21 protein-coding genes are annotated in these 25,018 nt (G+C 60.0%); 8 read left to right on the forward strand and 13 right to left on the reverse strand.

The features are described 5' to 3' along the window. Positions 1 to 32: 32 nt before the first annotated feature. Genes ACP15V_RS05080 through ACP15V_RS05095 form a run of 4 tightly spaced genes read right to left on the reverse strand, consistent with a single transcriptional unit; the run spans position 33 to position 5,114 of the window. Entirely contained in the window at positions 33 to 1,109 is a 1,077-nt protein-coding gene (locus tag ACP15V_RS05080; protein ID WP_424942576.1) for a branched-chain amino acid ABC transporter permease, read from the reverse strand. Between the two features lie 3 nt (positions 1,110 to 1,112). Next, complete coding sequence (locus tag ACP15V_RS05085) at positions 1,113 to 2,099, reverse strand: branched-chain amino acid ABC transporter permease (protein WP_424942577.1); 987 nt, start codon at positions 2,097 to 2,099, stop codon at positions 1,113 to 1,115. Positions 2,100 to 2,109: 10 nt separating this feature from the next. Next, entirely contained in the window at positions 2,110 to 2,934 is an 825-nt protein-coding gene (locus ACP15V_RS05090; RefSeq protein WP_424942578.1) for an ABC transporter ATP-binding protein, read from the reverse strand. Then, positions 2,931 to 5,114 (reverse strand): AMP-binding protein, encoded by a 2,184-nt coding sequence (locus ACP15V_RS05095; RefSeq protein ID WP_424942579.1) that lies wholly within the window; start codon positions 5,112 to 5,114, stop codon positions 2,931 to 2,933. The genes ACP15V_RS05090 and ACP15V_RS05095 overlap by 4 nt, the downstream gene beginning before the upstream one ends. 240 nt (positions 5,115 to 5,354) lie before the next feature. Between ACP15V_RS05095 and ACP15V_RS05100 the strand changes: the two genes are divergently transcribed. Beyond that, complete coding sequence (locus ACP15V_RS05100; RefSeq protein WP_424942580.1) at positions 5,355 to 7,277, forward strand: PAS-domain containing protein; 1,923 nt, start codon at positions 5,355 to 5,357, stop codon at positions 7,275 to 7,277. Next, positions 7,274 to 7,990 carry a response regulator transcription factor gene (locus tag ACP15V_RS05105; RefSeq protein ID WP_424942581.1) on the forward strand — a complete coding sequence of 239 codons (717 nt, stop codon included), beginning with the start codon at positions 7,274 to 7,276 and terminating at the stop codon, positions 7,988 to 7,990. Before ACP15V_RS05100 ends, ACP15V_RS05105 begins: the two co-directional genes overlap by 4 nt. A 30-nt stretch (positions 7,991 to 8,020) precedes the next feature. On the opposite strand, the gene ACP15V_RS05110 is transcribed toward ACP15V_RS05105, so the two are convergent. Beyond that, on the reverse strand, positions 8,021 to 8,563 hold the full coding sequence (locus ACP15V_RS05110; protein ID WP_424942582.1) for a pentapeptide repeat-containing protein: 543 nt from the start codon (positions 8,561 to 8,563) through the stop codon (positions 8,021 to 8,023). Between the two features lie 168 nt (positions 8,564 to 8,731). Continuing rightward, complete coding sequence (gene fdhF / locus ACP15V_RS05115) at positions 8,732 to 11,482, reverse strand: formate dehydrogenase subunit alpha (protein ID WP_424942727.1); 2,751 nt, start codon at positions 11,480 to 11,482, stop codon at positions 8,732 to 8,734. Positions 11,483 to 11,656: 174 nt separating this feature from the next. On the opposite strand from fdhF, the gene ACP15V_RS05120 reads away from it, so the two are divergent. The 6 genes from ACP15V_RS05120 to ACP15V_RS05145 all read left to right on the forward strand — a co-directional run bounded on the left by ACP15V_RS05120 (position 11,657) and on the right by ACP15V_RS05145 (position 16,225). Then, a complete protein-coding gene (locus tag ACP15V_RS05120; RefSeq protein WP_424942583.1) occupies positions 11,657 to 12,307 on the forward strand; it encodes a histidine phosphatase family protein in 651 nt (216 codons plus the stop codon). A 10-nt stretch (positions 12,308 to 12,317) separates the two neighbouring features. Beyond that, on the forward strand, positions 12,318 to 12,932 hold the full coding sequence (locus ACP15V_RS05125) for a glutathione S-transferase family protein (protein ID WP_424942584.1): 615 nt from the start codon (positions 12,318 to 12,320) through the stop codon (positions 12,930 to 12,932). Positions 12,933 to 12,942: 10 nt separating this feature from the next. Then, on the forward strand, positions 12,943 to 13,998 hold the full coding sequence (locus ACP15V_RS05130; protein ID WP_424942585.1) for a saccharopine dehydrogenase: 1,056 nt from the start codon (positions 12,943 to 12,945) through the stop codon (positions 13,996 to 13,998). Beyond that, a complete protein-coding gene (locus ACP15V_RS05135) occupies positions 13,998 to 14,246 on the forward strand; it encodes a SemiSWEET family sugar transporter (RefSeq protein WP_424942586.1) in 249 nt (82 codons plus the stop codon). The genes ACP15V_RS05130 and ACP15V_RS05135 overlap by 1 nt, the downstream gene beginning before the upstream one ends. Before the next feature lie 17 nt (positions 14,247 to 14,263). Then, positions 14,264 to 15,406 (forward strand): saccharopine dehydrogenase family protein, encoded by a 1,143-nt coding sequence (locus ACP15V_RS05140; protein WP_424942587.1) that lies wholly within the window; start codon positions 14,264 to 14,266, stop codon positions 15,404 to 15,406. Between the two features lie 243 nt (positions 15,407 to 15,649). Continuing rightward, a complete protein-coding gene (locus tag ACP15V_RS05145) occupies positions 15,650 to 16,225 on the forward strand; it encodes a HupE/UreJ family protein (RefSeq protein WP_424942588.1) in 576 nt (191 codons plus the stop codon). A gap of 94 nt (positions 16,226 to 16,319) precedes the next feature. Here the strand turns inward: ACP15V_RS05145 and ACP15V_RS05150 are convergent, their stop codons facing one another. The 7 genes from ACP15V_RS05150 to purH all read right to left on the reverse strand — a co-directional run bounded on the left by ACP15V_RS05150 (position 16,320) and on the right by purH (position 24,994). Then, a complete protein-coding gene (locus tag ACP15V_RS05150) occupies positions 16,320 to 17,543 on the reverse strand; it encodes a DNA recombination protein RmuC (RefSeq protein WP_424942589.1) in 1,224 nt (407 codons plus the stop codon). Then, complete coding sequence (gene mutL, locus ACP15V_RS05155) at positions 17,540 to 19,438, reverse strand: DNA mismatch repair endonuclease MutL (RefSeq protein WP_424942590.1); 1,899 nt, start codon at positions 19,436 to 19,438, stop codon at positions 17,540 to 17,542. Before mutL ends, ACP15V_RS05150 begins: the two co-directional genes overlap by 4 nt. 91 nt (positions 19,439 to 19,529) lie before the next feature. Continuing rightward, a complete protein-coding gene (locus ACP15V_RS05160; protein ID WP_424942591.1) occupies positions 19,530 to 20,846 on the reverse strand; it encodes a M16 family metallopeptidase in 1,317 nt (438 codons plus the stop codon). Next, a complete protein-coding gene (locus ACP15V_RS05165) occupies positions 20,846 to 22,180 on the reverse strand; it encodes a M16 family metallopeptidase (RefSeq protein ID WP_424942592.1) in 1,335 nt (444 codons plus the stop codon). The genes ACP15V_RS05160 and ACP15V_RS05165 overlap by 1 nt, the downstream gene beginning before the upstream one ends. 152 nt (positions 22,181 to 22,332) lie before the next feature. Then, on the reverse strand, positions 22,333 to 22,863 hold the full coding sequence (locus ACP15V_RS05170; protein ID WP_424942593.1) for a DUF3035 domain-containing protein: 531 nt from the start codon (positions 22,861 to 22,863) through the stop codon (positions 22,333 to 22,335). Between the two features lie 64 nt (positions 22,864 to 22,927). After that, positions 22,928 to 23,398, reverse strand: a complete 471-nt coding sequence (gene lspA / locus ACP15V_RS05175; protein WP_424942594.1) for a signal peptidase II — start codon at positions 23,396 to 23,398, stop codon at positions 22,928 to 22,930. Positions 23,399 to 23,404: 6 nt separating this feature from the next. After that, the gene (gene purH, locus ACP15V_RS05180) at positions 23,405 to 24,994 is read right to left on the reverse strand and encodes a bifunctional phosphoribosylaminoimidazolecarboxamide formyltransferase/IMP cyclohydrolase (protein WP_424942595.1); all 1,590 of its coding nucleotides are present in this window, start codon (positions 24,992 to 24,994) and stop codon (positions 23,405 to 23,407) included. Positions 24,995 to 25,018 lie beyond the last annotated feature (24 nt).

The raw sequence follows: 25,018 nt of genomic DNA on the forward strand, positions 1-25,018 counted from the left end.
ATTCTTGTTTCCCCGTCAGAGGCAGGCCCCAGTTAGTGTGGGAACGGCCACAGACGCAGTTTCTCCTTGGTCAGGCGCCACAGTTGCGCCAGGCCATGCGGTTCCACGATCAGGAAGAACACGATCAGCCCGCCCACGATCATGAATTCAAAGTGGGCTGCCAGATCGGTCGGCCATCCCAGGCCACCCACCAGCACGTTCTTCAGAAGCACCGGCATCAGCACCATAAAGGCCGCGCCTGCGAAGGAACCGAAGATCGACCCCAGTCCACCGATGATGATCATGAAGAGGATCAGGAACGATTTGGAGATCCCGAAGCTCTCGCCTGCTTCAACTGCGCCAAGGTAGACCGAGAAGAACAGGGCCCCGGCCACGCCGATGAAGAACGAGCTGACCGCAAAGGCCGACATCTTGGCCATCAGCGGGTTCACCCCGATGATCTCGGCCGCGATGTCCATGTCGCGGATGCCCATCCACTTACGGCCGGTCATGCCGCGGGTCAGGTTGCGGGCCACCCAGGCCAGCGCCACCAGGAAGATCAGGCAGATCAGGTATTTCGCCCAGGCTTCGGTGTTGGGGCCGGTCACGACGATCCCGAACACGGACCGTTCCGGGGCGTTGATCTGACCGGAGGCCGAGTAGTTGTAGAACCACGGCACCTTGTTGAAGAGCCAGATCAGGAAGAACTGCGACGCAAGCGTGGCCACGGCAAGGTAGAACCCCTTGATGCGCAGCGACGGCAGGCCGAACAGCACCCCAACCACGGCGGTGATGCCACCGGCGATCAGCACGTGAAACACGATGTTGATCTCGGGGAAGGCCACCATCAGCTTGTAGCAGGCATAAGCGCCCACCGCCATGAAGCCCCCGGTGCCCAGCGACACCTGCCCGGCATACCCGGTCAAAATGTTCAACCCCAGCGCCGCAATGGCGTAGATGAAGAACGGTGCAAAGATCGAGTTCACCCAGTAGTCGTTCACGATGAACGGAATGATCCCGAAGGCAATCGCGATCGCGATCCAATAGCCAGCCCGGTCCAGTCGGATCGGAAAGGTCTGGTTGTCGTCACGGTAGGACGTTTTGAAATCACCAGCTTCGCGGTAAAACATTGATCAGACCCTTTCGATGATTTTTTCGCCGAACAGGCCTTGCGGCCGGAAGATGAGGAAGACGAGCGCAAGAACGTAGGCGAACCAGTTCTGCGTCGCGCCGCCGATCATCGGACCGATGGCAAATTCGAAAAGCTGTTCACCCACACCGATGATCAGACCGCCGATAATGGCGCCCGGGATCGAGGTGAAGCCGCCCAGCATAAGCACCGGCAGAGCCTTCAGCGCAATCAGCGACAGCGAAAACTGAACGCCCGATTTCGCACCCCACATGATGCCGGCCACCAGGGCCACAAAGCCCGCAATCGACCAGACCAGAACCCAGATGAAGCGCAGCGAGATCCCAACCGACAGGGCTGCCGAGTGGTCATCCGCCACAGCGCGCAGCGCCCGGCCTTGTTTGGAATATTGCGAGAAGATGGTCAGAGCGGCCACCAGCAGGGCTGCAACCACCGCTGCAACGATATCGAGGTTGTCGATGAAGAAGCCGTAGCCGAACATCTTGTCAGTGGCATCAAGAACCGTCTCGTTCAGACCCTGCGGCAGACCCACGTCGAGCGTCTTGATGTCGGACCCCCACATGATGTCCCCGAACCCTTCCATGAAATAGGCAAGGCCAATGGTCGCCATGAACAGAATGATGTCGGGCTGCCCCACAAGGTGTTTCAGGATGTAGCGCTCTACCACCCAGGCAAAGCCCACCATCACACCTGCGGCCAGGATGATTGCGATGATCGACGGCACCTGCCACGGGAAGTGGTGAATTTCCGTGCCGAAGATCGCGTTGATCAGGTGCGAAAACGGAACCTGACCTTGTTGGATGCCGACCAGTGTCAACGCCGCGAACAGCGCCATAACCCCTTGGGCATAGTTGAAAATACCGGATGCCTTGAAGATCAAGACAAACCCCAGTGCGACGAGCGAATACAACACCCCGGCCATCAGGCCGTTCAGGGTGACTTCCGCTGCAAAGAGCAATTGTTCAGACATGTCTCCCCCCTTAATCGTGTGACACGCCGAGATAGGCGTCGATCACATCCTGGTTGTTGCGCACCTCGTCCGGGGTGCCGTCCCCAATTTTTTTACCGTAATCCATCACGACCACGCGGTCGGACAGGTCCATAACCACGCCCATATCGTGTTCGATCAGGGCGATGGTGGTGCCGAACTCGTCATTCATGTCGAGGATGAAGCGCGACATGTCTTCCTTTTCCTCAACGTTCATGCCGGCCATCGGCTCGTCGAGCAAAAGCAGCGACGGTTCTGCGGCCAGTGCACGCGCCAGTTCCACCCGTTTCTTCAACCCGTAAGGCAGACGCCCCACCGGGGTTTTGCGGATGTGCTGGATCTCAAGAAAGTCGATGACCTTTTCGCAAATCTCGCGGTTGGCCAGTTCTTCCTTCTCGGCCTTGCCCCACCACATGGCCTGCTGCAGCAGGTTGGTTTTCATATAGTTCAGGCGACCGGTCATGATGTTGTCCAGAACGGTCATGCCGTCAAACAGCGCGATGTTCTGGAAGGTCCGGGCCAGGCCCTGTTGGGCCACCTGATAGGGTTTCATCGGCGGGCGCTTTGACCCGCGGAACCAGACCTCGCCTTCCTGGGGTTTGTAAAACCCCGAGATGACGTTCAGCATCGAGGATTTCCCCGCCCCGTTCGGGCCGATAATCGCACGGATCTCGCCTTCGCGGATGTTAAAGCTGATGTCCTTGATCGCAACCACACCACCGAAACGCAGCGTGATGTTTTTCAGGTCCATCACCACCGGGCCAATGGTGCGCCCGTCTTCGGTGACATAGCTGTCGGCGTTCATATCTAGGCTCATTCTGCCGCCACTCCCTGTTTCTGGCCCTGCTTGGTGCCATCGCCAACCACAGCCGCATCGCGGATTTGGAGGGTGGCTTTGATCGAGCCTTTGCGGCCATCTTCATAGGTGACCTCGGTTTCGATGAACTGCTCGGATTTGCCGGAATACAGCGCATCGATCAGCGGGGCGTATTTCTCCTCGACAACCTTGCGGCGCACTTTCCGGGTCCGGGTCATTTCACCGTCATCGGCATCCAGTTCCTTGTGCAGGATCAGGAAGCGATGGATCTGACAGCCCGACAACATCTCGTCTTCCGCGACCGATTTGTTCACCGTTTCAACATGTTCCTGGATGGTCGAGAGCACCTCGGGATGACCCGCGAGTTCCTGATACGACGCATAAGCCACGTTGTTGCGCTCGGCCCAGTTGCCCACGGCGGTCAGGTCGATATTGATGAACGCGGTACACATGTCGCGATCATTGCCGAACACCACCGCCTCAAGAATGTCGGGGTAGAATTTCAGCTTGTTCTCGACATATTTCGGCGCAAACAGGCGGCCATCGGCCATCTTGCCCACATCCTTGGCGCGGTCGATGATGCGCAGGTGGCCGTTTTGCTTATCGAAGAACCCGGCGTCACCGGTTGCCACCCAGCCTTCCGGATCCTTGGTGTCGGCGGTGCTTTCCGGGTTGTTGTAGTATTCCACAAACGTCCCCGGCGAGCGGTAGAAGATCTCGCCGTTATCCGCCAGCTTGATCTCGACCCCCGGTGCCGGAACACCCACGGTGTCATTGCGCACTTCGCCATCAGGCTGCACGGTGATGAACACGGTGGCTTCGGTCTGACCGTAAAGCTGTTTCAGGTTGATCCCCATCGAGCGGTAAAACTCGAAGATTTCCGGACCAATCGCTTCACCGGCGGTATATCCCACACGGATGCGGCCAAAGCCCAGCGTGTCTTTCAGCGGGCCATAAACCAGCACGTCACCGCAACGGTATTTGAAATACTCATGCGCCTTGCCGCTATAAAGTTTCAGACCAATCGGGTCTTTCGCCTTGAAATGCTTGCGCGCATCCTTGCCATGACGCAGCTTGGCAAACCCCAGACGGATGCCGTTTTCGATGATGGTCTCAGCCGCAAAGCCAATCCCCATCGCATAGCGGAACCCGTGGCGGATTTTCTGTTCCAGCGTCTTCTTCTGGGTCGTCACCTTTCGACGCGGCATTCCGAATTTCTCACCGGCACCTTGCTTGGCAAAGTCCATAAAGTGATGGAACAGCGCGTATTTCAGGTCGCCGCTGTCTTCCATGCGGATCATCACATTGGTCAGCTGCGTTTCAAACACGCGCGGCGGGGCAAAGTAATAGGTCGGCCCGATTTCGCGCAGGTCCGACATCAGCGTGTCGGCGCTTTCCGGGCAGTTCACACAGAACCCCGTCCACATGGCCTGACCCAGCGAGAAGATGAAATCCCCGACCCATGCCATCGGCAGATAGGCCAGAATGTCTTCGTTGCTGCCCAGATTGTCGAACTCGCACGAGTTCTTGGCGCTTTCGATGATATTGCGGTTCGATAGAACCACACCTTTGGGGCGCCCGGTGGTGCCCGAGGTGTAGAGCATCACGCAGGTGCTGTCATAGGTCAGCTCTGCCTCGCGTTTGGCCATCTCGTCTTCCAGGCGGGCATGGGCCACGCGGCCCTCTTCCTGGATGTCGTTGTACCAATGCAGATGCGAATGGTCATATTTCCGCAAACCGCGTTTGTCATAGTAGATCACGTGATCGATGCCGTGGATGCTCTCCTGCACCTCGATCACCTTGTCGACCTGTTCCTGGTCGCCGCAGATCACGAACCGTGCGCCGCAGTTTTCCAGAACATATTCCATTTCTTCGGTCACGGCGTCCTGATACAGCGGCACCGGTACGGCGCCCACTTTCTGCGCGGCCACCATGCCCCAGTAATGGGCCGGGCGGTTGCGGCCGATAATGGCCACGTGATCGCCCCGCTCGATGCCCAGGGCCAACAGCCCCAGCGCGAGATTCCTGATCTCTTCCGCGGCTTCCGCCCAGGTCCAGCTTTGCCAGATCCCGAATTCCTTCTCCCGATAGGCCGGTCGATTCCCAAATTCCTTCTCGTTCCGCGCGAGTAGCGCCGGAATAGAAGCGAATGCGCCAGAGGCGGCTTGTGCTTGTCCCAAATTGTCCTCCCACCGTCGGCCTGTCCGACATTTCAGCAGTGGGCCCTTCCAAAGGCCCGGTTGTCGACGATTCCTGCCGACAACCCTGACGAAAAAAACCTCGTCGTCAAAGGTTTCGGCACTTTTTCCAGATCCTTACGAATTGTTACAAGCTGATTAATCAGCGCGTTTTGGCCCCAAACCCCTTTTCCGCAAGGGCCTGTGGTGCTAGCGATGGGGCAACGGAGGGGATGCAGAAAAATGCCAAACAGCAAAGAAGCCGCTGCCCTTACCCAGGCTGGTCTGAACCTGATTCAGCAAGCGCTTTCCATTTATGATCGTGAATTGCGCCTGGTGATCGGCAATCGGCAGTTCCAGGATATGTTCGATTTGCCCGACCGTCTGGTGCGCACAGGGGCCGAATTCGGCGACACGATCCGGCATCTTGCCGAACGCGGGGATTACGGGGCGGTTGGCGATCTGAATAGCTTTGTTCAATCTCGGGTCGATCAAGCCAAGGCCTTTGTGCCGCATTACATCGAACGCACACGCGCCAATGGCCGCGTGATCTCGGTTGAAGGCAATCCCTTGCCACAAGGCGGATGGGTCACGGTTTATACCGACATCACCCATATCAAGCGACAAGAGGGGCTCTTGCGCGCCCGGTCCGAAGAACTGTCCGATCAGGTCCTGTCCCACACCGAGGAACTGGCCCAGACCAACCGTGCGCTGGCCTCGACCAACAAGGCGCTGGAGGAAACCAAGCGCGAACTTTTGGAGATGGAAAGCCGCACCCGCCTGACTGCGGAAATGATGCCCGCCCACATCGCGCGAATCGACCTGGACCAAACCTATACATTCTCGAACCGCCGCCTAGGCCGCGTGATTCCCGGCCGCCCGACGGATCTGTTTGGCTTGCACGCCAGCGAGGCGCTGGGGGAAGAAGCCTACGGCCGGATTTCCCCGTATTTTCAGAAGGCCTTTAAAGGCGAAGCCAATGTGTTCGAGTTCAGCCATGAGGGATCAGGTCGCCGCATACGCGTGGCGCTGACCCCGGATCGCGACGAGGAAACCGGTGAGATCACCGGGATCTACATCCTGTCGATGGACATCACGGAAGAGGCGCAGGCCCGGGCCGCCCTCGCCCAGACCCGCAAGCGGGAACTGGCAGCCCAGCTGACGTCAGGTGTGGCGCATGATTTCTCCAACCTCTTGACCATCATCCTTGGCCTGCAATCGCGGCTGGGGCAGATGGCAATTGACGACACGGCAAAAGAACTGGTGCAAGCCACCACCGCCGCGGTGCGCCGGGGCGGGACGCTGTTGGAACGAATCGCGTCCATATCGGGAAAACGCGAGGCCCATTTCGAATCGACCGATGTGCCGGATCTTCTCAAGGGGTTGGAAATCCTCGCAAAACCCACCCTTCCCGAAGGCGTGGAACTGACCATCACACAAAGTGATCTTGAGGACCCCGTGGTGCTGGATGCAGGCGCGGTGCAGGACGGGCTTTTGAACCTGATCATCAATGCCACCCACGCAATCGGCGCAGGACCCGGACGCATCACCTTATGTGCCCGCCCAATCCGCGAAACCTGGGTCGAGTTCCGGGTGCAGGACACGGGGGCCGGTTTCACGGAAGAGGCCCTGACCCGCGCGCTGGACCCGTTTTTCACCACAAAAGGCGGGGATGGTTCCGGTTTGGGCCTGTCGATGGTTTACGACCAGACCACGGTGGCCGGTGGGCATGTTAAGATCTCCAACGCCCCGGAAGGCGGGGCCATCGTATCGATCCGCCTGCCCCTGCGCAAACCCGCCCGCCCGATCGCCCCCCGCCTTGTGTTGTTGATCGAAGACAATACCGATATCCGCACGTCCGTGCGGGAAATGCTGGTGGATATGGGACATCAGGTGGTCGAGGCAACCTCAGCGGAAGAGGCGCTTGGCCTGATGACGCTGGAAGGGATCGGGTTGATCTTGTCCGACGTGATCCTGGAAGGGGCGCAGACCGGGCCGGAGTTTCTGTTGGGGCTGAAGGCCGCCGGAGTTGATACCCCGATGCTTTTGATGACATCCCTGCCCGCCGATGACCCACGCCGGGCAAAAGCGGGCTTCCCTGTTTTGCACAAGCCCTTTACCAAGGGAGAACTCGCCACATTCCTCTCGCAGGAGGTCCGTACATGACCCAGCCGCCCAGCACCCAACCCATGATCGCCATCCTTGATGACGAACCAGAGATCCGGCGCATGTTGTCGGACGCTTTGGAAGAGGCTGGATTTCGCACCGCAAGTTTCGCCCGCGCAACTGAATTTGAGGCCGCGCTGAATTCCATGTCCCCCGATGTCTGCCTGGTGGATCTGGGCTTGCCGGACCGTGACGGGTTGACCCTGGTACACCGGCTGGCGCTGGAAAGCGGGGCGTCCATCATCATCATCTCGGGCCGCGCCCAGGTGCAGGACAAGGTGACCGGGTTGGAACTGGGCGCGGATGATTACATCATCAAACCCTTTGAACCCGCCGAAGTGGTCGCCCGCGTGCGTGCCCGGCTGCGCAGCCAGAAGATTGGCACGCCCAGTTCTCAGACCGCCCAGTTCAACGGCTGGACCGCGCATTTCGACCGGTATGTTCTGGAGGATGACAGCGGAACCGAAACCACCTTTTCCCACGCGGAAGGCGAGGTGCTGCGGCTGTTTCTGGATGCGCCGAACCGGTTGATTTCCCGCGCGCAGATGCAGGAAAGTCTTGGTGGCGTGGCGGGGGAAAGCTTTGACCGGGCCATGGATGTGCGGATCTCTCGCCTGCGCACGAAGCTGAAGGAAGACCCGAAAAACCCGCGCCTGATCAAAACGATCTACGGCGCGGGCTACATTTTCCTGGGCGAAGTCAACTGGGGCTGACCTCGTGTTTTATTCTGCGGTGACAGCCGCTTAGCGGCACTCGCCAATGGAACCTTCGGCACAGATCCGACCATCCGGCCATGTGGCGTTGTCCAGCTTGGCCTCGATCAGGATGGCACCGGTCAGGTTGGCCCCCAACAGGTTGGCCCCAGACAGATTTGCATCCAGAAGATTGACGCCCGACAGGTTGGCCATCATCAGGTCGGCCCCTTGCAGGTTCACCGCATGCATATGCGCGCCGGTCAGATTGGCAAAGCTGAGATCGGCCTCTGCCAGGTTGGTCATGTGCAGGATGGCGCGTTCCAACGTGGCGCGCGACAGGTTGGCGCGGTCCAGACGCATTGTGGTCATCGACGCATCGGTCATGTCCACACCGGACATATCCGCATCCATGCGAATGGCGCCGGCACATTGCGCTTCGGGCACGTAGTCGCACACCGTGTTGTAGTCGCGATCATTGGTGGTTTTGTCCGACCAGGCCAGTCCGACCCCGGTGGTGGACAGCGTAGCGGCGGCTGTGGCGGCAATCAGGGTCAGCGCGCGCAGGGCCGGTGTGTTTTGCGTCATCTCCATGAGGGTAGTCACTCCTGTTCACAATGGGATTGTCATTCAAGCTGCCACAGGCGCGCCCTGCCAGACTTAACAGGGATCAAGCAGTTAACACATTCATAAATTCAAATAAAAACACCCCTCGGCGGGACCGTGGGGTGTTTTCCATGTCACATCAATGGGATGCGTGGATCACTCCGCCGCAATCTCCTCGTCCACTTTTTCAACCCGTACCGCCGAAAACTTCATCTCGGCGATCTTGCCATAGGGGTCCAGCGCCGGGTTGGTCAGCATATTGGCCGCGGCCTCAACATATGCAAATGGCAGGAAGACCATGTTTTCGGCAATGGCGTAATCCGCCCGCGCCATCACCTCGACCGAGCCACGACGGGTGGTCAGGCGCACCATGCCGCCGGGCTGCACGCCCATCTCGCGCAGGGTTTTCGGGTTCATCGAACAGTTTGCCTCGGGTTCAATTGCATCCAATACCGTGGCACGGCGGGTCATCGATCCGGTGTGCCAATGCTCCAACTGACGCCCGGTGGACAGGATCATCGGGTAGTCCTCATCCGGGGTTTCAGCAGGCGGCAGGATGCTGGCAGGTGCAAAACGGGCGCGGCCATTTGCGCGCGGGAATTTGTCACCAAACACGACGGCCTGGCCGGGATCTTCCGGCGACAGTGACGGGTAGGTCACGGCGTTTTCATTTTCCAGACGATCCCAGGTGATGTTGTTCAGGGACGGCATGACCTGGGTCATTTCGTCAAACACCTGGCTGGGGTGATCAAAACGCCAGCCCATGCCCATACGTTTGGCCAGTTCAACGGTGATCCACCAGTCTTCCTGCGCCTCGCCTGCAGGCGGCACGGCCGGGCGACACATCTGCACCTGGCGGTTGGTGTTTGACGTGGTGCCGGTTTTCTCGGCCAGTGCCGCAGCAGGCAGAACCACATCCGCGTAAGACGCAGTTTCGGTCAGGAAAATGTCTTGCGAGACAAGGAATTCCATCCGTTCCAGCGCTTCGCGCACATGAGTCACATCCGGGTCGGACATGGCCGGGTTTTCACCGAGGATATACATGCCCTTGATCTTGCGATCATGCACCGCGTCCATGATTTCCACCACGGTCAGACCCTTTTGATCCGACAGACCGTCCACATTCCACAGCGCCTGATACTGGTCGCGGATGGCCGGATCTTCGACCGATTTGTAATCCGGGTAGAACATCGGGATCAGGCCCGCATCCGACGCGCCCTGTACGTTGTTTTGCCCGCGCAGCGGGTGCAGACCCGTGCCCGGACGGCCCACATTGCCGGTCATCAGCGCCAGTGCGATCAGGCAGCGCGAGTTATCGGTGCCGTGGGTGTGCTGGCTGACGCCCATCCCCCAGAAGATCATCCCGGCTTTGCCCTTGGCAAAGGTCCGGGCCGCAGCCCGCAGATCTTCGGCAGGCACGCCACAGATCGGGGCCATATCCTCGGGCGAGAACGCCTTCAGGTGCTCGCGCATCGCGTCCCAGTTTTCGGTATGTTTGGCGATGTAATCGTCGTCCTGCAGGCCCTCTTCGGCAATCACATGCATGATCGCGTTCAGCATAGAGACGTCAGCGCTGGGTTTGAACAGCAGGCGGTGGGTCGCAAAACGCCCCATCCCCACCCCGCGCGGATCCATCACAATCAGCTTGCCACCGCGTTTGGTGAACTGTTTGAAATAGGTCGCGGCAACCGGGTGGTTTTCGATCGGGTTCGAGCCGATCACAATCGCCACATCGGCATTTTCAATCTCGTTGAACGTGGCGGTCACCGCGCCCGACCCGACATTTTCCAAAAGCGCCGACACGCTTGATGCGTGGCACAGACGGGTGCAGTGGTCGACATTGTTGTGGCGGAAGCCTTCGCGGATGAAACGCTGGAACAGATAGGCTTCTTCATTGGTGCATTTGGCGGACCCAAAGCCCGCCACCGCTTCGCCGCCATGTTCGTCGCGCAGACGCATCAGGCCCTTGGCCGCCACATCCAGCGCCTCGTCCCAGCTTGCTTCGCGGAAATGGGTCAGAGGGTTGGCCGGGTCAATATTGAGGCCTTTGGGCGCGCCTTCCTTGCGAATGAGCGGCTTGGTCAGGCGGTGTGGGTGGTTGATATAATCAAAACCAAACCGACCTTTCACGCAAAGGCGGCCTTCGTTGGCCGGGCCGTTGATGCCCTCGGCATAAACCACCTTGTCGTCTTTGACCTTCAGGCTGACCTGACAACCGACACCACAGAACGGACAGATGCTTTCAATTTCCTTGTCGAAATCCGCTGTGTCTTTCACCTGAGCAGGCATCAGCGCGCCGGTCGGGCAGGCCTGCACACATTCACCACAGGCCACGCAGGTCGAGGCCCCCATCGGGTCGGCAATGTCAAAGGTCGGATAGGCGTCATGGCCACGGCCTGCCATGCCGATCACGTCATTGACCTGCACTTCGCGGCAGGCACGAACGCAAAGGTTACACGAGATACAGGCATCCAGGTTGACCGACATCGCCACATGGCTGTCATCAAGCAGCGGCACGCGGCCCTCTTCCAGTTTCGGGAAACGGCTTTGGGTCACGCCGTTCAGATCGGCCATGTCCCAGAAATGGGCGTTCGCGTCGTGGCGTTCCTCGGGCTGATCCGCCACCAAAAGTTCCACCACCATCTTGCGGGCCTTGGTGGCGCGGGCATTGTCGGTGGTCACAACCATGCCTTCGCTGGGCTCACGAATGCAGGAGGCGGCCAGGGTGCGTTCCCCTTCGATCTCAACCACACAGGCGCGGCAATTGCCATCGGACCGCAGATTCGGAACATCCTTGTGACACAGATGCGGGATCAACGTGCCTTCACGCTTTGCCACATCCCAGATGCTTTCGCCCGCTTGCGCAACCACTTCGCGCCCGTCCAAGGTGAAGGTAATCCCCGACATGTTTTGCCCATCAGCCATAGTAATTTCTCCGTTTCAGGGGCCAGTATATCGCATCTGCGCCTTTCTTTCAGTTCGTCATTCACGACATAAGCTGTGGATTTTGCGCCAGCCCCCCTTTCAAGATTGGATCCAACGCACTAGCAATGCGGGACATACACCTGAAAAGGAGTGCCCATGGCACAGATCACCCTCATCCGCCACGGTCAGGCCAATACGACCGCCACGGACGAAATCGGCTATGACAACCTGTCCGAACTTGGACGTCAGCAATCGCGCTGGCTGGGGGAATATATGCGCGATCATGATGAAGGGTTTGATGTGATCTATGCCGGGTCGCTGAACCGCCAACAGCAAACCGCACAGGAATGGGGGGCGGCGGAGGTCATCACCGATGAACGGCTGAACGAGTTTTCCTATTACGATATTTCCGCCGCGATGCACGAACAGTTCGACCTGCCCGTGCCCCGGTCACGCGACGAATTCATCGCCCATATGCCACTGGTGTTTTCGGCGTGGCAAGACGGGCATCTAACGGGAAAATTTGAAACATTTCACGACTTTCAGACCCGCGTGGATGAAGCGCTTCAAGATTACGCCGCACAGGGCAAACGGGTTGGCGTTTTCACGTCGGGCGGGGTGATTGGCATGGCGATGCGCATCACGATGGGGCTCGATACGGGCACCTTCACCCGGCTGATGCTGTCCATTCACAACAGCTCGCTCCACCGTCTTCTGCCCGTGGGCACCAACCTGTCGATGACCGGTTTTAACGCCATTCCGCATCTGGCCACCCCGGACCGGCAGCATGCACAAACCTATATCTGAGGCGGCACGGATGGAGCTTTTCTACGCGCCCAACACCATCTCGGTCGCCACCGCCATAGCCTTGGAAGCTGCCGGATTGGCCTACACGGCGCATCACGTGGACTTTGCGCAGGCGGCGCAGACACAACCCGACTATCTGCACATCAATCCCAAGGGGCGGGTGCCCGCTCTGGTGATCGGCGATGACATCCTGACCGAAACTGGCGCGCTGCTTGAACATATCGCGGGCTTGGCCCCCAAGGCCGGGCTGATCCCCGATGACCCGATACTGGCGTTCCGGATGCGCGAGGTGATGTATTACCTCGCCACCACCATGCATGTGGCCCATGCCCACAAACTGCGCGGCGCACGTTGGGCGGACCTGCCGGAAAGCCATGCGGATATGACCGCGAAAGTGCCGGAAACCATGTCTGCCTGCTGTACCCATCTGGAAGAAACCTGTGACTTTGCGCCCTTTGTGACCGGCGCGCAGATGACATTGGCGGATATTTATCTTTATGTGATCACAACCTGGCTGCCCGGCGATGGGGTCACGGTTGCGAACTATCCGAAACTGACCCGGTTCATTCAGGCGATGGACGGACAACCTGCGGTCAAGGCGGTGCGGGCCGCCGGAATGTTGTGAGGAGAATGAGATGACACATCTTTGGGTGCGCGCAGAACAGCGACCAAATGAAGACCGGGTCGGGCTGACCCCCGAGGGCGCGAAGGCCCTGATTGATGCCGGGATGCGCGTCACCGTCGAAGAAAGCTCGGTCCGCTGCCTTGGCATCGACGGCTACCGCGACGCGGGGTGCGAGATCGCCCGCGAAAACAGCTGGCCGGACGCGCCGCTGGATGCGATTGTTTTCGGGCTGAAAGAGCTGCCCGACGACGGCACGCCGCTCAAACACAAACACATCATGTTCGGGCACGCCTTCAAGGGGCAGCATTCCGGCAAGATCCTTCTGGAACGGTTCAAGGCAGGCGGTGGCACGCTCTTTGACCTCGAATATCTGGTGAATGAGGCCGGGCGTCGGGTCGCCGCCTTCGGGTATTGGGCGGGCTTTGCGGGCGCGGCTGTCACGATGAAATCCTGGGCCGCACAACAGCGGGGCGAGATCTGCCCACCGGTTGGGGCCTATCCGGGCAAAGACGCGCTGCTTGCCGAATTGAAAGACGAGCTGGACGCCACCGGTGTGGCGCGCCCCAACGCCATCGTGATCGGCGCCTTGGGCCGGGTCGGCACTGGCGCATCCGACCTGATGGAAGCGATGGGCGTCGCAGTGACCAAATGGGATATGGCCGAGACCGCCCATGGCGGGCCGTTTCCAGAAATCCTCGCCCATGACATCTTTATCAACTGCATCCTCGCAGGTCCGCAAACCCCGGTTTTTGTGCCAACCAGCGCGAAGGTGGCCGACCGCAGGTTGACCGCCATCGGCGACGTGGCCTGCGACCCGGACAGCGATTACAACCCGGTGCCGGTCTATGACAAGGCCACCAGTTGGGACGCGCCCGCGCTGCGGGTCGCGGACAATCCGGTGCTCGACGTGATGGCGATTGACAACCTGCCGTCGATGCTGCCGGTGGAAAGCTCGATTGACTACGCGGGTCAACTGCTGCCCAGCCTGCTGACCCTTGGCAATCTGGACGGCGGCGTCTGGGGCCGGGCCGAGGCCACGTTCCGCAAACATATGGAAGAGATCTGATGGAAGATATCGTGGGGGCCTTGGCCGCGATCATCAGCACAATCTGCTGGCTGCCCCAAACCCTGAAAACATGGCGCACGCGGGAAACCAAAGACCTGTCGCTGCCCGCCAACCTGTTGATCCTCGCCTCGGTCACCCTGTGGCTGATCTATGGCATCCTGTTGGGCGCCTGGCCGATGATCGTGGCAAATATCGTGGCCGTGACGCTGGTGGGCGCCATTGTGACCGCAAAACTGAAATTCGGCTGATCGAAGGAGAGCCTGACATGACAATCCATTGGTGTGGCACCGGCCTGTCGGCCATTCCCGGCCTGCGCCGCCTGATCGAAAACGGGCAGGACGTGGTGGTCTGGAACCGGACCATCGCAAAGGCCGAAGAGGCCGTGGGCGACATCGCCAAGGACATCCGTACCTTCGACATCGCAGCGCTCGATGCGGCGCTTGAACCCGGGGATATCGCGGTGTCGATGCTGCCCGGGGATCTGCATGTGCCGGTGGCGACGCTGTGCCTGAAAAACGGCGCTCATTTTGTCTCATCCAGTTACATCGCCCCCGAGATGCGCGCGCTGGACGCCAAGTTCAAGGACGCGGGCCTGTGTTCGGTGAACGAGGTGGGGTTGGATCCCGGCATTGACCACCTGATGGCCCATTGGCTGGTGGCCGATTACCGCACCAGCGAAGGGTTTGATGCTGCCAACACACTCAGCTTTATCTCCTATTGCGGTGGCGTGCCAAAGATCCCGAACCCGTTTCGGTATAAATTCAGCTGGTCCCCGCTGGGCGTTCTGAAGGCGCTGCACTCGCCGTCCAAGTCCCTGAAAGGTGGCAAAGAATTTGACGTTGCCCGCCCGTGGGATGCGATCTCGGCCTACAACGCGCCGCTGCCAGAGGCCGAGAGTTTTGAGGTCTATCCAAACCGCGACAGCCTGCCTTTCATGGAAGAATACGGCTTTGACCCCGCATGGGATGTGGATCTATTCGTGCGCGGCACCCTGCGCCTAAACGGCTGGGCCGCGGCGTGGAAGGACGTGTTTGCCGAGGTCGAAACGCTGGAGGGAGAGGCGGGTGAGGCCCGCCTGAAAGAGATGTCCGACCAGTTCTGGACAGACAATGCCTATGATGACGGCGAACCGGATCGCGTCATCATGTGCGTGGCTTTGAAGGCGGGAAAGGATGGCGCGGTTGCCTATCACAAAACTTATGTGATGGACGCCTGGGGCGACGCGCGCGGCACCGCGATGGCGCGGCTTGTCTCAACCCCGGTGTCGTTGGCCATCGAAGCCGTGCAGGCAGGCAAGATCACCCCCGGCGTGACCGCCGCCCCCTCGGATCCGGACCTGATCGACAGCTGGATGGGCAAGGTGCGCGAGCTGGCACAGCATGTGGCTGTGGTCGATCACACCGCGTAAACGGCACACCACTGCCAAAAACAACTCAGCCTGGCGTCAACAACACGCCAGGCTTTCCCCTGACGCCTTTCGAAATCATCGCAAATTAGAAGGTCATTCGATATGATGTAGGGAACTGCGACCCTCTTACAAAAACGTCGTGGGGTCATTGCACATCGGGACTAGGGGTGCTTTTAGTTGACCGTTTCAATCACGGATACAACTCAAACCGAGGTGTCCGGTTAACCCAAACAAGGAACCAAAATGAAACACACGCTTTTGACCTTCGCGGCCGCGCTGGCGGCCACCCCGACATTTGCGCATCTCAACCCGGACGAACACGGTTCATTTATGGCTGGGTTGTCTCACCCGGTTTTTGGGCTCGATCACATTCTCGCAATGATTGCGGTTGGGCTTTGGGCCGCCGTTCTTGGGGGGCGCACGATCTGGTTGCTTCCCAGTGCCTTCGTGGGTGCGATGGTGGTCGGCTTTGGTGCGGCGATCACCGGGGGGGTTCTTCCATATGTTGAACCGATCATCCTGTTTTCGGTATTTGCGCTCGGCCTTGCGGTGGCACTTGCTGTGCGCCTTTCCGCCACCGCAGCGGCAAGCCTTGTGGCGATTTTCGGTCTGTTCCACGGCTTTGCCCATGGCGGTGAATTGGGATCAGCGGGTGCAATTGCATTTGGGGCTGGGTTTGCCCTGTCCGCCGCCATCCTTCACAGCCTCGGCATCAGCATCGCGGTGATTGCCCGTCAAACGCTTTCAAACAGCAAGCTTGTTCGCGGGCTTGGTTGGGCGACCGCATTTGGCGGCCTATGGATTGCAATCGGCGGGTAACGGAGCGACCAAAGCCCCTTTCCCTCAGTCACGGCCTCCGTTTGAGAGGCAATGGCTGAGGGATGCCGCTCGCACCTCGTTTTTCACGTGGAAATTACACACCTTCGCCAATCGGCACCACGGCCTGATCGCCCGCCTCAACCTCTTCGAAATCGAAATTATCCAAACGCTTCGCGCGGTTGCCTGCCTTCTCGGCCGAGATCTTGATTTCCGAAATGTCCTTCGAGGCCTGATGGAAATGCCGGTCGAGGTTCGACACCCGATCCGCCAGCCGCCCCACATCCGCCGACAGCAGGTGCAGCTCTTTGCGGATGGCGCCGGCCTGTTCACGCATCCGCGCGTCTTTCAGGATCGCGCGCATGGTGTTCAGCGTCGCCATGCAGGTGGTGGGCGAGACGATCCAGACCCGCGCCTCGAACCCTTCGCGCACCACGTCCGAAAAGTTGGCGTGCAGTTCGGCATAAACCGCCTCGGACGGCAGGAACATCAACGCGCCATCCGCGGTTTCGCCCTCGATAATGTATTTCTCGGAAATCGCCTTGATATGCGCGCGCACCGCCACTTTCATCGCGCGGGCCGCCTGGGTCAGCGCCTCGGGCGTGTCGGCGCGGCGCAACGCCTCATAGGCCTCCAACGGGAACTTGCTGTCGATCACGATCGGGCCCGGTGGGTTGGGCAGGTGGATCAGACAATCGGCGCGTTTGTTGTTCGACAGTGTCGCTTGCAAGGCGTAACTGTCGGCAGGCAGCGCCTTGGACACAATATCCGTCAACTGGATTTCCCCAAACGCCCCGCGCGTCTGTTTGTTCGACAGGATGTCCTGCAAGGACAAAACATCACCCGACAGCCGGGTGATATTGTCCTGCGCCTTGTCGATCACCTTCAGCCGTTCCTGCAATTGGGTCAGGCTTTCGGTGGTTTTCACCGTGTTGCCCTGCAGGCTTTCCTTCATCCGCTCTTGCAGGTCGGACATGGCGCGCGCCGATTTCATCGCGTTTTCATGCAGGCGGTCGTTCATCTGTTGCTGCACGGCGCCCAGCCGCGCCTCCATGGCCTGAAGCACCTGCGCCTGACCCGTGGCCTGCGCATCCGACACGGTGCGCAATCCGCCCGATAATTGGTCCTGCCCCGCACCCAGCACCTGCACCGCCTGTCCCAAGCCGCCCATCTGCCGCGCCATATCTTCGGTCAGCCGCGCAGACTGCCCGGCCCGGCGCACCGACAGGATCAAAAGGATCAACACCAGCGCCACCGCCCCGCCGATGATCAACACCAGCGGATGGGTCAGAGGCAGGGAAAACTCGCCAAGTTCGATCATGTGCGCCCAAACAGCCTTTCGATGTCAGAGAGTTTCAGTTCCACATAAGTCGGCCGCCCGTGGTTGCATTGGCCGGAATGCGGTGTCGCTTCCATCTCGCGCAGCAACGCATTCATTTCCTCGGGCCGCATCCAGCGCCCGGACCGGATTGACCCGTGGCAGGCCACCCGTGACAAAACCGCCTCGATCCGCGCCTGCACCGTGTTGCTATCCCCCAGATCCGCCAGTTCGTCCAGCACATCGCGGATCATCGCCGTCGCGTTGACCTCGCCCAGGATGGCCGGGGTTTCACGCACCGCGATCGCCGTGCCGCCGAAGGGTTCAATTGCCAGGCCAAGGGTTTTCAGATCCTCGGCCACCTCCATCAGCCGGGCAATATCCCCCGCCGACAATTCGATGATCTCCGGGATCAAAAGCGCCTGCGACGCCACCCCGTTTTCCGCCATCTGCGCCTTCAGTTTTTCATAAACCAGCCGTTCATGCGCCGCGTGTTGATCGACAATCACCATGCCGGTTTCGGTCTGCGCGATGATGTAGTTTTCGTGCACCTGCGCGCGCGCGGCCCCCAAGGGCAGGCTGGTCGGGGCAGGGGCTGCGTCCTCGCCCGACGTTTGCTCGACCACGCTCGACGCTTCAAACCGCGCGGAGGGAGCGGACATTTCGGAAAACCCCGGTGTTTCATAGGCGGGGATTGGGGCCTGCCCTTGATAAGCGGTGCGCATCGCCCCCATGCTGGGGCGGTCCATCTGATAGACACGCGGCGCACCGTTGGCCGTGGGCTCTTCCGGCCGCATCGCGCCCAATGTCGCCCCCGCCACGGTGGTCGACGCGCGGTGGCCCGCCTCGGCCAATGCATGACGCAGACCGGACACGATCAATCCGCGGGCCAGCCCGGGATCGCGAAACCGGACCTCGGATTTCGCGGGGTGGACGTTCACATCCACCAGCTGCGGATCGCAGGTGATAAACAGCGCCGCCGCCGGGTGGCGGTCGCGCGACAGGAAATCGAAATAGGCGGCGCGCAAGGCACCGGTCAGAAGTTTGTCCTTCACCGGGCGGCCATTGACGAACAGGAATTGCGCCACCGCCGCGCCCCTCGAATAGGTGGGCAGGGCGGCGTATCCGGTCAGGCGCAGCCCCTCGCGCGTGGCGTCGATGGCCAGGGCGTTCTCGATGAACTCGCGCCCAAGGATCTGACCCAACCGGCCATAAAGCGCATCGAACAAATCACCGGTCTGGGCATCCGCCCGGAAGGTCACACGGCCCTCGCCACCGCCAGATACATCGCGCAGGGTAAAGCCCACATGCGGTTCAGCCATGGCAAGGCGCTTGACCACATCACCGATGGCCTGTGCTTCGGCACGGTCGGTGCGCATGAATTTCAGCCGGGCGGGCGTGGCGAAGAACAGGTCGCGCAGCTCGACCACCGTGCCCTCGGACAGGGCGGCAGGTTTCACCGGATCCATCGCGCCGCCCGCGACGCGGATGGTGGCCGCATCATACCCCTCGGTGCGCGACGTGATCGTCAGCCGCCCGACCGCCCCCAGCGACGGCAGCGCCTCGCCACGGAACCCGAAGGTGTGAATGTCCAGAAGGTCTGACCCGTCGATTTTCGACGTGGCGTGTCGCGACAGCGCGAGGGGCAGATCCTCTGGCGCGATACCGCAGCCATTATCCGTCACCCGGATCAGGGTTTTGCCGCCATCGGCATAGGCGACCTCGATCCGCGTGGCACCGGCATCAATGGCGTTTTCCACCAGTTCCTTGACGGCCGAGGCAGGGCGTTCCACCACTTCGCCCGCAGCAATGCGGTTGATGGCGGCGTCGTCCAGTTGTCGGATCACGGGGCGGTTTTGCCCCGGATTCAGGCTCATATGGGGGATGTCATCAGGCATACCACAAGACTTAGCATGTCACGCCCCGATTCGACCATGTAAAATCGGGGCGAATGCGGCGGCGAAATTGGTTCAGGTCACAGTATCAGGGTTAATTCGCAACCGGCTGTTCCGGCAAACCTTCCGGCGATCCAACGATCATAAAGGTCAGCTCTTCCGGACGGAATAACTGCTTTGCCACGCGATTGGCTTCTTCCAAAGTGACGGCATTCACCTTGTCATTTCGGGTGGTGATATACTCCGCCGACAACTCCTCCATCTGCATGCCAACCAGAATATTGGCAATGGTGCCATTGCCGTCAAATCGCAGCGGGTAGGACCCGGTCAGATAGGTCTTGGCGCGGTTGAGTTCTTCTTGCGTCACGCCGTCCTGCGCCATCCGCGCCCATTCGGCACGCACCACGTCAATTGCCTCGGGAATATTCGCGTTTTGGCTGGAGAACTGACCAACAAATCCTTCTGCGTAATCCAGTTCAAACAGATATGCGCCGACCCCATAGGTCAGGCCACGCTTTTCGCGCACCTCATGCATCAGGCGACCATCGGACCCCAGCCCGCCCATGATTTCACTGACCAGAAAGGCCGGGAAGAAATCGGGGTGGTCGCGGCGCAGACCCTTATGACCGAAGCGCACAATGGATTGCGGGCTGTCGTAGGGGATCACGGTCTGGCTGGCATCAAATCCAAGCTCTGCCCGGCCGGGAAAAGCGGCCCCGGTTTCAGGAAGGTCCGAAAGCAGATCATCCAAAAGGGCGGAAAGCTCGTCTGCGGTGATGTCGCCGACCGCACCCACATAGATCCGATCCAGCGTCATGGTGTCCTGATAGGCCTGCAGCAGATCTTCGCGACGCAGCGCGGCAACGGTTTCCTCGCTTCCCCCTTGCTGAAGACCATACGGGTGATCACCGAACACCTTGGCATCCCAAGCCAAAGCCAGAATTTCACCCGGATCCGTGGCGCGTGAACGGATGCTCGACAAAAGCTGCGCCCGCACCCGTTCGATGGCATCCGGATCAAAGCGGGGGGTGGTCAGCGCGGCGCGCAACAGGGCCATTGCCTCGTCCCGGTTCTCGGTCAGAAACTGCGCAGAAACGCTGATCGAATCGCGATGTGCCCGGAACCCGAAGGACGCGGCAAGGGATTCACTGGCCCTGGCAAACCCGCGCGCATCCAGATCCCCGGCGCCCTCTTCAAGAAGCGACACCATCAGGTCCACCGCTCCTTCCTTGCCGGGCCGGTCCAACGTCGTGCCGCCTCGAAAGCTGATTTCCAAAGCCACGAAGGGCAGGCTGTGTTCTTCCACCAGCCACGCCTTATGACCGCCCTGTGAAGTCACCTCCTGAATGGCAATTTCGGCCCGCACGGGCAATGTAAAACATGCGAGGATAATCAGAACATAGCGCAGCATCACATTTCCTCTCCGTTCTCAGGAACCAGCCATCCGGTGACCGAGCGGCGTTTATCAAGCACCTTGCGGGCCACGGCCATCACATCGTCAGCGGTGATGGATTGCAACACGTCGGGCCAGGCGTCCACATCTGCGATGGACAGCCCGGAACTGAGCGCCCGCCCATAACGATCGGCACGCGCACGGGCGCTGTCCTGGGCATAGATCTCGGCCGCTTTGGTCTGAAACTTGAGCCGTTCCAGATGGGCAGGATCAACGCCGGTCTCAAGGAACTCTGCCAATTCACGGTCCAATGCCGCTTCGGCGTCGCGCAATGAGGTGCCCGCCGTGGGCACAACCACAAAGGTGAAAGAGGTGTCATCCAGGGATATGCCTGCGTAACTTGCGCCCGTGTAGACCGCGATTTGGTCCTCAAACTGAAGCGCCTGCCCAAGCACCGATGTCGCCCCGGACCCGCCGAGGATTTCAGCCAGGTAAACCAAAGCGGCTGCCTCTTTCTGATCCCCCGGATCGCGTTCCGGCGCCAGGTAACTGCGGCGCAGATAGGGCTGCGAAACACGCGCATCCGCAAGGCGCAGACGCCGTTCGGCCAGTTGGGGGGGCTCTGCGATACGCGCGCGCGGCGCAAGGTCAGGTGTGGGTTTCAGGGGGCCGTAATAGGTTTCGGCCAGGTCCCTGACCTCTTCGGGTTGAACATCCCCTGCCACAACCAATGTGGCATTGTTGGGCGCATAGAACCGTTCGTAAAATGCCAGGGCCGCTTCGCGATCGAGCTTCTCCATCTCGTGCCGCCACCCGATGACGGGAACGCCATAGGGGTGGTTCAGATATTGGGCGGCGCGCGCTTGTTCGTACAGCAGCCCGCCCGGTTCCGAGTCTGTTCGTTGCGCGCGCTCTTCCAGGATCACATCGCGTTCCGTCACGATGTCCTCTTCTGTCAGGCGCAAATTGCGCATCCGGTCGGCTTCCATTTCCATGATCATCGGCAGGCGGTCGGCGGCGATCCGTTGGAAATAGGCCGTGTAATCTTGCGACGTGAACGCATTATCAGACCCACCGTTTTCGGTCACCACGCGCGAAAATTCGCCAGACGCCATATTGTCCGTTGCCTTGAACAACAGGTGTTCAAGGAAATGGGCAATGCCCGACACGCCCGGATCTTCATCCGCAGCCCCGGCCCGATACCACAGCATCTGCACCACGACGGGCGCACGATGATCTTCAATCACAACCACCTGCAACCCGTTGTCGAGGCTGAATTCCGTTACATCTTCAGGGGCCGCGAAGGCCGGAAAGGCAATCAAAGCGGCCACAGCAGCCATCAATCGTCGCATGGGTATCTCTCCGTTCTGTCCCGACCAAATTATGTGCCTTTGCGCAGGCTTCAAGCCTCCACCACGCAAAGTTGATGAGGGGAGGGCACGGACCGCACGCACCTTGTAGCACGTGGGTGAAAGTTCGGTGGCATGGGCCGCCGAATATGCCGTCAGTTGATGATTTCCGGTGGGGCGGATGGGGTCCAGACACCCAGCCGGCGCAGACGTTCCAATTCGCGGTGCTGATCAAGTTCCTGTGCCTCATAGGCACTGTAGTAAACATTCACATTGAACAGGCGTTCCAACAGTCGACCGCGGTTTTCATCGCGCCATTTCGCATCTTCCGCTGCCAGAACCTGGCGGATATTGCTGTTGGCCCCATTGCGCGTCGCATAGGTCACGACACCTGCTTCACCACGATAGATCCCGCTGTCATCCAGGCGCGAGGGTTTGCCCCCCAGGGCCGCCACCGCGTCTTTAAATGGGGTTGGATCGGTGATGTTGGACCCGCCCGGGGTCGGTGTGGGCAGGTTTTGATAGCTGGCAGGTTCCTGCAAAGGTTTGGTCGGCAGAATGGCAAACTCATCCGGCCCCGTTTGACTGGCCCGCAAATTCATCAGGCTGGCATCGTCGCTTCCACAGGCTGACATTGTCAACGTGGCAGCAGCAATGAACAGAATATTTGATGCAATCTTACGCATAGGATCAAAATCCCCCATTTCCTAACGCTTCTTAGCCCATCTGGAAACGCGCGTCACGCGTCTTTCAATCCGACTTCGCCGGATCGGCAAAAAGCACCAGCCCAATCGCACCGGCGAACACAAAAACATCCGCAATGTTGAACGAATAGGGGTTCTGAATGCCGCAGCAGGACATGTTCAGAAAATCAACCACCGCGCCGTAAACCAGCCGGTCAATCACATTGCCCAGCGCACCGCCCACCAAAAGCCCCGCGCTGATCAACCCCAACCGGGGCGCATTGTTTTTCAATACCCAGCGCACCACCCAGGCCGAAATCACCAGGGCCAGGACGATCAGCACCCACTTGGTCGCGGCCCCATCATCGCCAAACAGGCCGAAATTCACCCCCCGATTCCAAGCCATCTGGAAGTTGAGGTAAGGCGGAAAGACCTCGACCCAGCCACGGGTGGCCAGATCAAGGGATTTGAGCACGAAGATCTTGCTGCCCTGATCAATCAGGACAGCAAGTGCTGCAAAGATCGCAATCAATCGCATCCGGGATCAGTGCCGGAAGTGACGCATGCCGGTGAAGACCATGGCCAAACCGGCCTCATTGGCCGCCTTGATCACCTCGTTATCCCGCATGGATCCGCCGGGCTGGATCACGCAGGTGCCACCGGCAGCTGCGGCTTCCATCAGACCATCGGGGAAGGGGAAGAACGCGTCTGACGCCACGGCGCAACCCTTGGCGAGGCTCTCGCTCAGGCCCAGTTCTGCCGCCATACGGCCCGCTTTCGACGCGGCCACATTGGCACTGTCCAGGCGCGACATCTGACCCGCGCCCACACCCACGGTGGCGCTGTCTTTCACATAAACAATCGCGTTGGATTTCACGTGTTTGGCCACTTTCCACGCAAACAGAAGATCCTGCATCTGCGCGTCCGTCGGCGCCTTTTCCGTGACCACTTTCAGGTCATCCATGCCGACGTAACCGACGTCCTTGTCCTGAACCAGCATCCCGCCAGCCACCTGTTTGTAGGCCACAATCGGTTCACGGGTGTTCGGCAGACCATCGGTCAGCAGCAGGCGCAGGTTCTTTTTGGCGGCGAAGATTTCCTTGGCCTCATCCGACGCCCCGGGGGCAATCACCACTTCGGTGAAGATCTCGACGATCTTCGCAGCGGTCTCTGCGTCCAGCGGCTTGTTCAGGGCGACAATCCCGCCAAAGGCCGAGGTGCGGTCGCAGTCAAACGCCTTTTGATAGGCTTCGACCAGCGTCGCGCCTTTCGCCACACCACAGGGGTTGGCGTGTTTGATGATCGCAACGGCAGCGCTTTCGGCGGGGTCAAATTCGGCCACCAGCTCATAGGCCGCATCGGTGTCGTTGATGTTGTTGTAGCTGAGTTCCTTACCCTGCAGCTGAACGGCGGTTGCCACGCCCGGACGGTTCGACCCATCGGTGTAAAACGCCGCTTTCTGGTGGCTGTTTTCGCCATAGCGCAGCGTCTGTTTCAGCTCGCCCGCAAAGGCGCGACGCTTGGGTGCGTCCAGTTCCAGCGCCTTGGCCATCCAGTTCGACACAGCCGAATCATACGCCGCAGTGCGGGCATAGGCCTTTTGCGCCAGCTTCTTGCGGAATTTGGGGCAGGTCCTGCCGCCATGCTGGTCCATATCACCCAGCAGTTTTTCGTAATCTTCCACGTCGACCACCACGTTCACAAAGGCGTGGTTCTTGGCGGCCGCGCGGATCATCGCCGGGCCACCAATGTCGATGTTTTCGATGCAGGTGTCATAATCGGCACCTTTGGCGACGGTGGCCTCAAACGGGTAGAGGTTCACCACCAAAAGGTCGATGGCACCAATGCCGTGCTCGCTCATCGCGGCAACATGCTCGTCATTGTCACGCAGCGCCAGAAGGCCGCCATGCACGCGGGGATGCAGGGTTTTCACCCGGCCATCCATCATTTCCGGGAACTCGGTCACATCCGAGACATCTTTCACCGCAACCCCCGCATCGCGCAGCGCCTTGGCCGAGCCACCGGTCGACAGGATCTCGACCCCGCGGGCCTCCAGCGCCTGACCCAGCTCGATCAGGCCGGTCTTGTCGGATACGGAAATAAGCGCGCGTTGCACGGAATGAAGGTCGGTCATGTCGGTCTGGCCCCTTAGGCAGCG

The sequence above is a fragment of the Aliiroseovarius crassostreae genome, from assembly GCF_049803815.1.
Taxonomy (GTDB): Bacteria; Pseudomonadota; Alphaproteobacteria; order Rhodobacterales; family Rhodobacteraceae; genus Aliiroseovarius; species Aliiroseovarius crassostreae_A.

Excerpts from the sequence above, each read along its gene's own strand:
- ACP15V_RS05080 (WP_424942576.1), bottom strand. The coding sequence starts at position 1,109 with ATGTTTTACCGCGAAGCTGGTGATTTCAAAACGTCCTACCGTGACGAC.
- ACP15V_RS05085 (WP_424942577.1), bottom strand. The coding sequence starts at position 2,099 with ATGTCTGAACAATTGCTCTTTGCAGCGGAAGTCACCCTGAACGGCCTG.
- ACP15V_RS05090 (WP_424942578.1), bottom strand. The coding sequence starts at position 2,934 with ATGAGCCTAGATATGAACGCCGACAGCTATGTCACCGAAGACGGGCGC.
- ACP15V_RS05100 (WP_424942580.1), top strand. The coding sequence starts at position 5,355 with ATGCCAAACAGCAAAGAAGCCGCTGCCCTTACCCAGGCTGGTCTGAAC.
- ACP15V_RS05105 (WP_424942581.1), top strand. The coding sequence starts at position 7,274 with ATGACCCAGCCGCCCAGCACCCAACCCATGATCGCCATCCTTGATGAC.
- ACP15V_RS05110 (WP_424942582.1), bottom strand. The coding sequence starts at position 8,563 with ATGGAGATGACGCAAAACACACCGGCCCTGCGCGCGCTGACCCTGATT.
- fdhF (WP_424942727.1), bottom strand. The coding sequence starts at position 11,482 with ATGTCGGGGATTACCTTCACCTTGGACGGGCGCGAAGTGGTTGCGCAA.
- ACP15V_RS05120 (WP_424942583.1), top strand. The coding sequence starts at position 11,657 with ATGGCACAGATCACCCTCATCCGCCACGGTCAGGCCAATACGACCGCC.
- ACP15V_RS05125 (WP_424942584.1), top strand. The coding sequence starts at position 12,318 with ATGGAGCTTTTCTACGCGCCCAACACCATCTCGGTCGCCACCGCCATA.
- ACP15V_RS05130 (WP_424942585.1), top strand. The coding sequence starts at position 12,943 with ATGACACATCTTTGGGTGCGCGCAGAACAGCGACCAAATGAAGACCGG.
- ACP15V_RS05135 (WP_424942586.1), top strand. The coding sequence starts at position 13,998 with ATGGAAGATATCGTGGGGGCCTTGGCCGCGATCATCAGCACAATCTGC.
- ACP15V_RS05140 (WP_424942587.1), top strand. The coding sequence starts at position 14,264 with ATGACAATCCATTGGTGTGGCACCGGCCTGTCGGCCATTCCCGGCCTG.
- ACP15V_RS05145 (WP_424942588.1), top strand. The coding sequence starts at position 15,650 with ATGAAACACACGCTTTTGACCTTCGCGGCCGCGCTGGCGGCCACCCCG.
- ACP15V_RS05150 (WP_424942589.1), bottom strand. The coding sequence starts at position 17,543 with ATGATCGAACTTGGCGAGTTTTCCCTGCCTCTGACCCATCCGCTGGTG.
- mutL (WP_424942590.1), bottom strand. The coding sequence starts at position 19,438 with ATGCCTGATGACATCCCCCATATGAGCCTGAATCCGGGGCAAAACCGC.
- ACP15V_RS05160 (WP_424942591.1), bottom strand. The coding sequence starts at position 20,846 with ATGCTGCGCTATGTTCTGATTATCCTCGCATGTTTTACATTGCCCGTG.
- ACP15V_RS05165 (WP_424942592.1), bottom strand. The coding sequence starts at position 22,180 with ATGCGACGATTGATGGCTGCTGTGGCCGCTTTGATTGCCTTTCCGGCC.
- ACP15V_RS05170 (WP_424942593.1), bottom strand. The coding sequence starts at position 22,863 with ATGCGTAAGATTGCATCAAATATTCTGTTCATTGCTGCTGCCACGTTG.
- lspA (WP_424942594.1), bottom strand. The coding sequence starts at position 23,398 with ATGCGATTGATTGCGATCTTTGCAGCACTTGCTGTCCTGATTGATCAG.
- purH (WP_424942595.1), bottom strand. The coding sequence starts at position 24,994 with ATGACCGACCTTCATTCCGTGCAACGCGCGCTTATTTCCGTATCCGAC.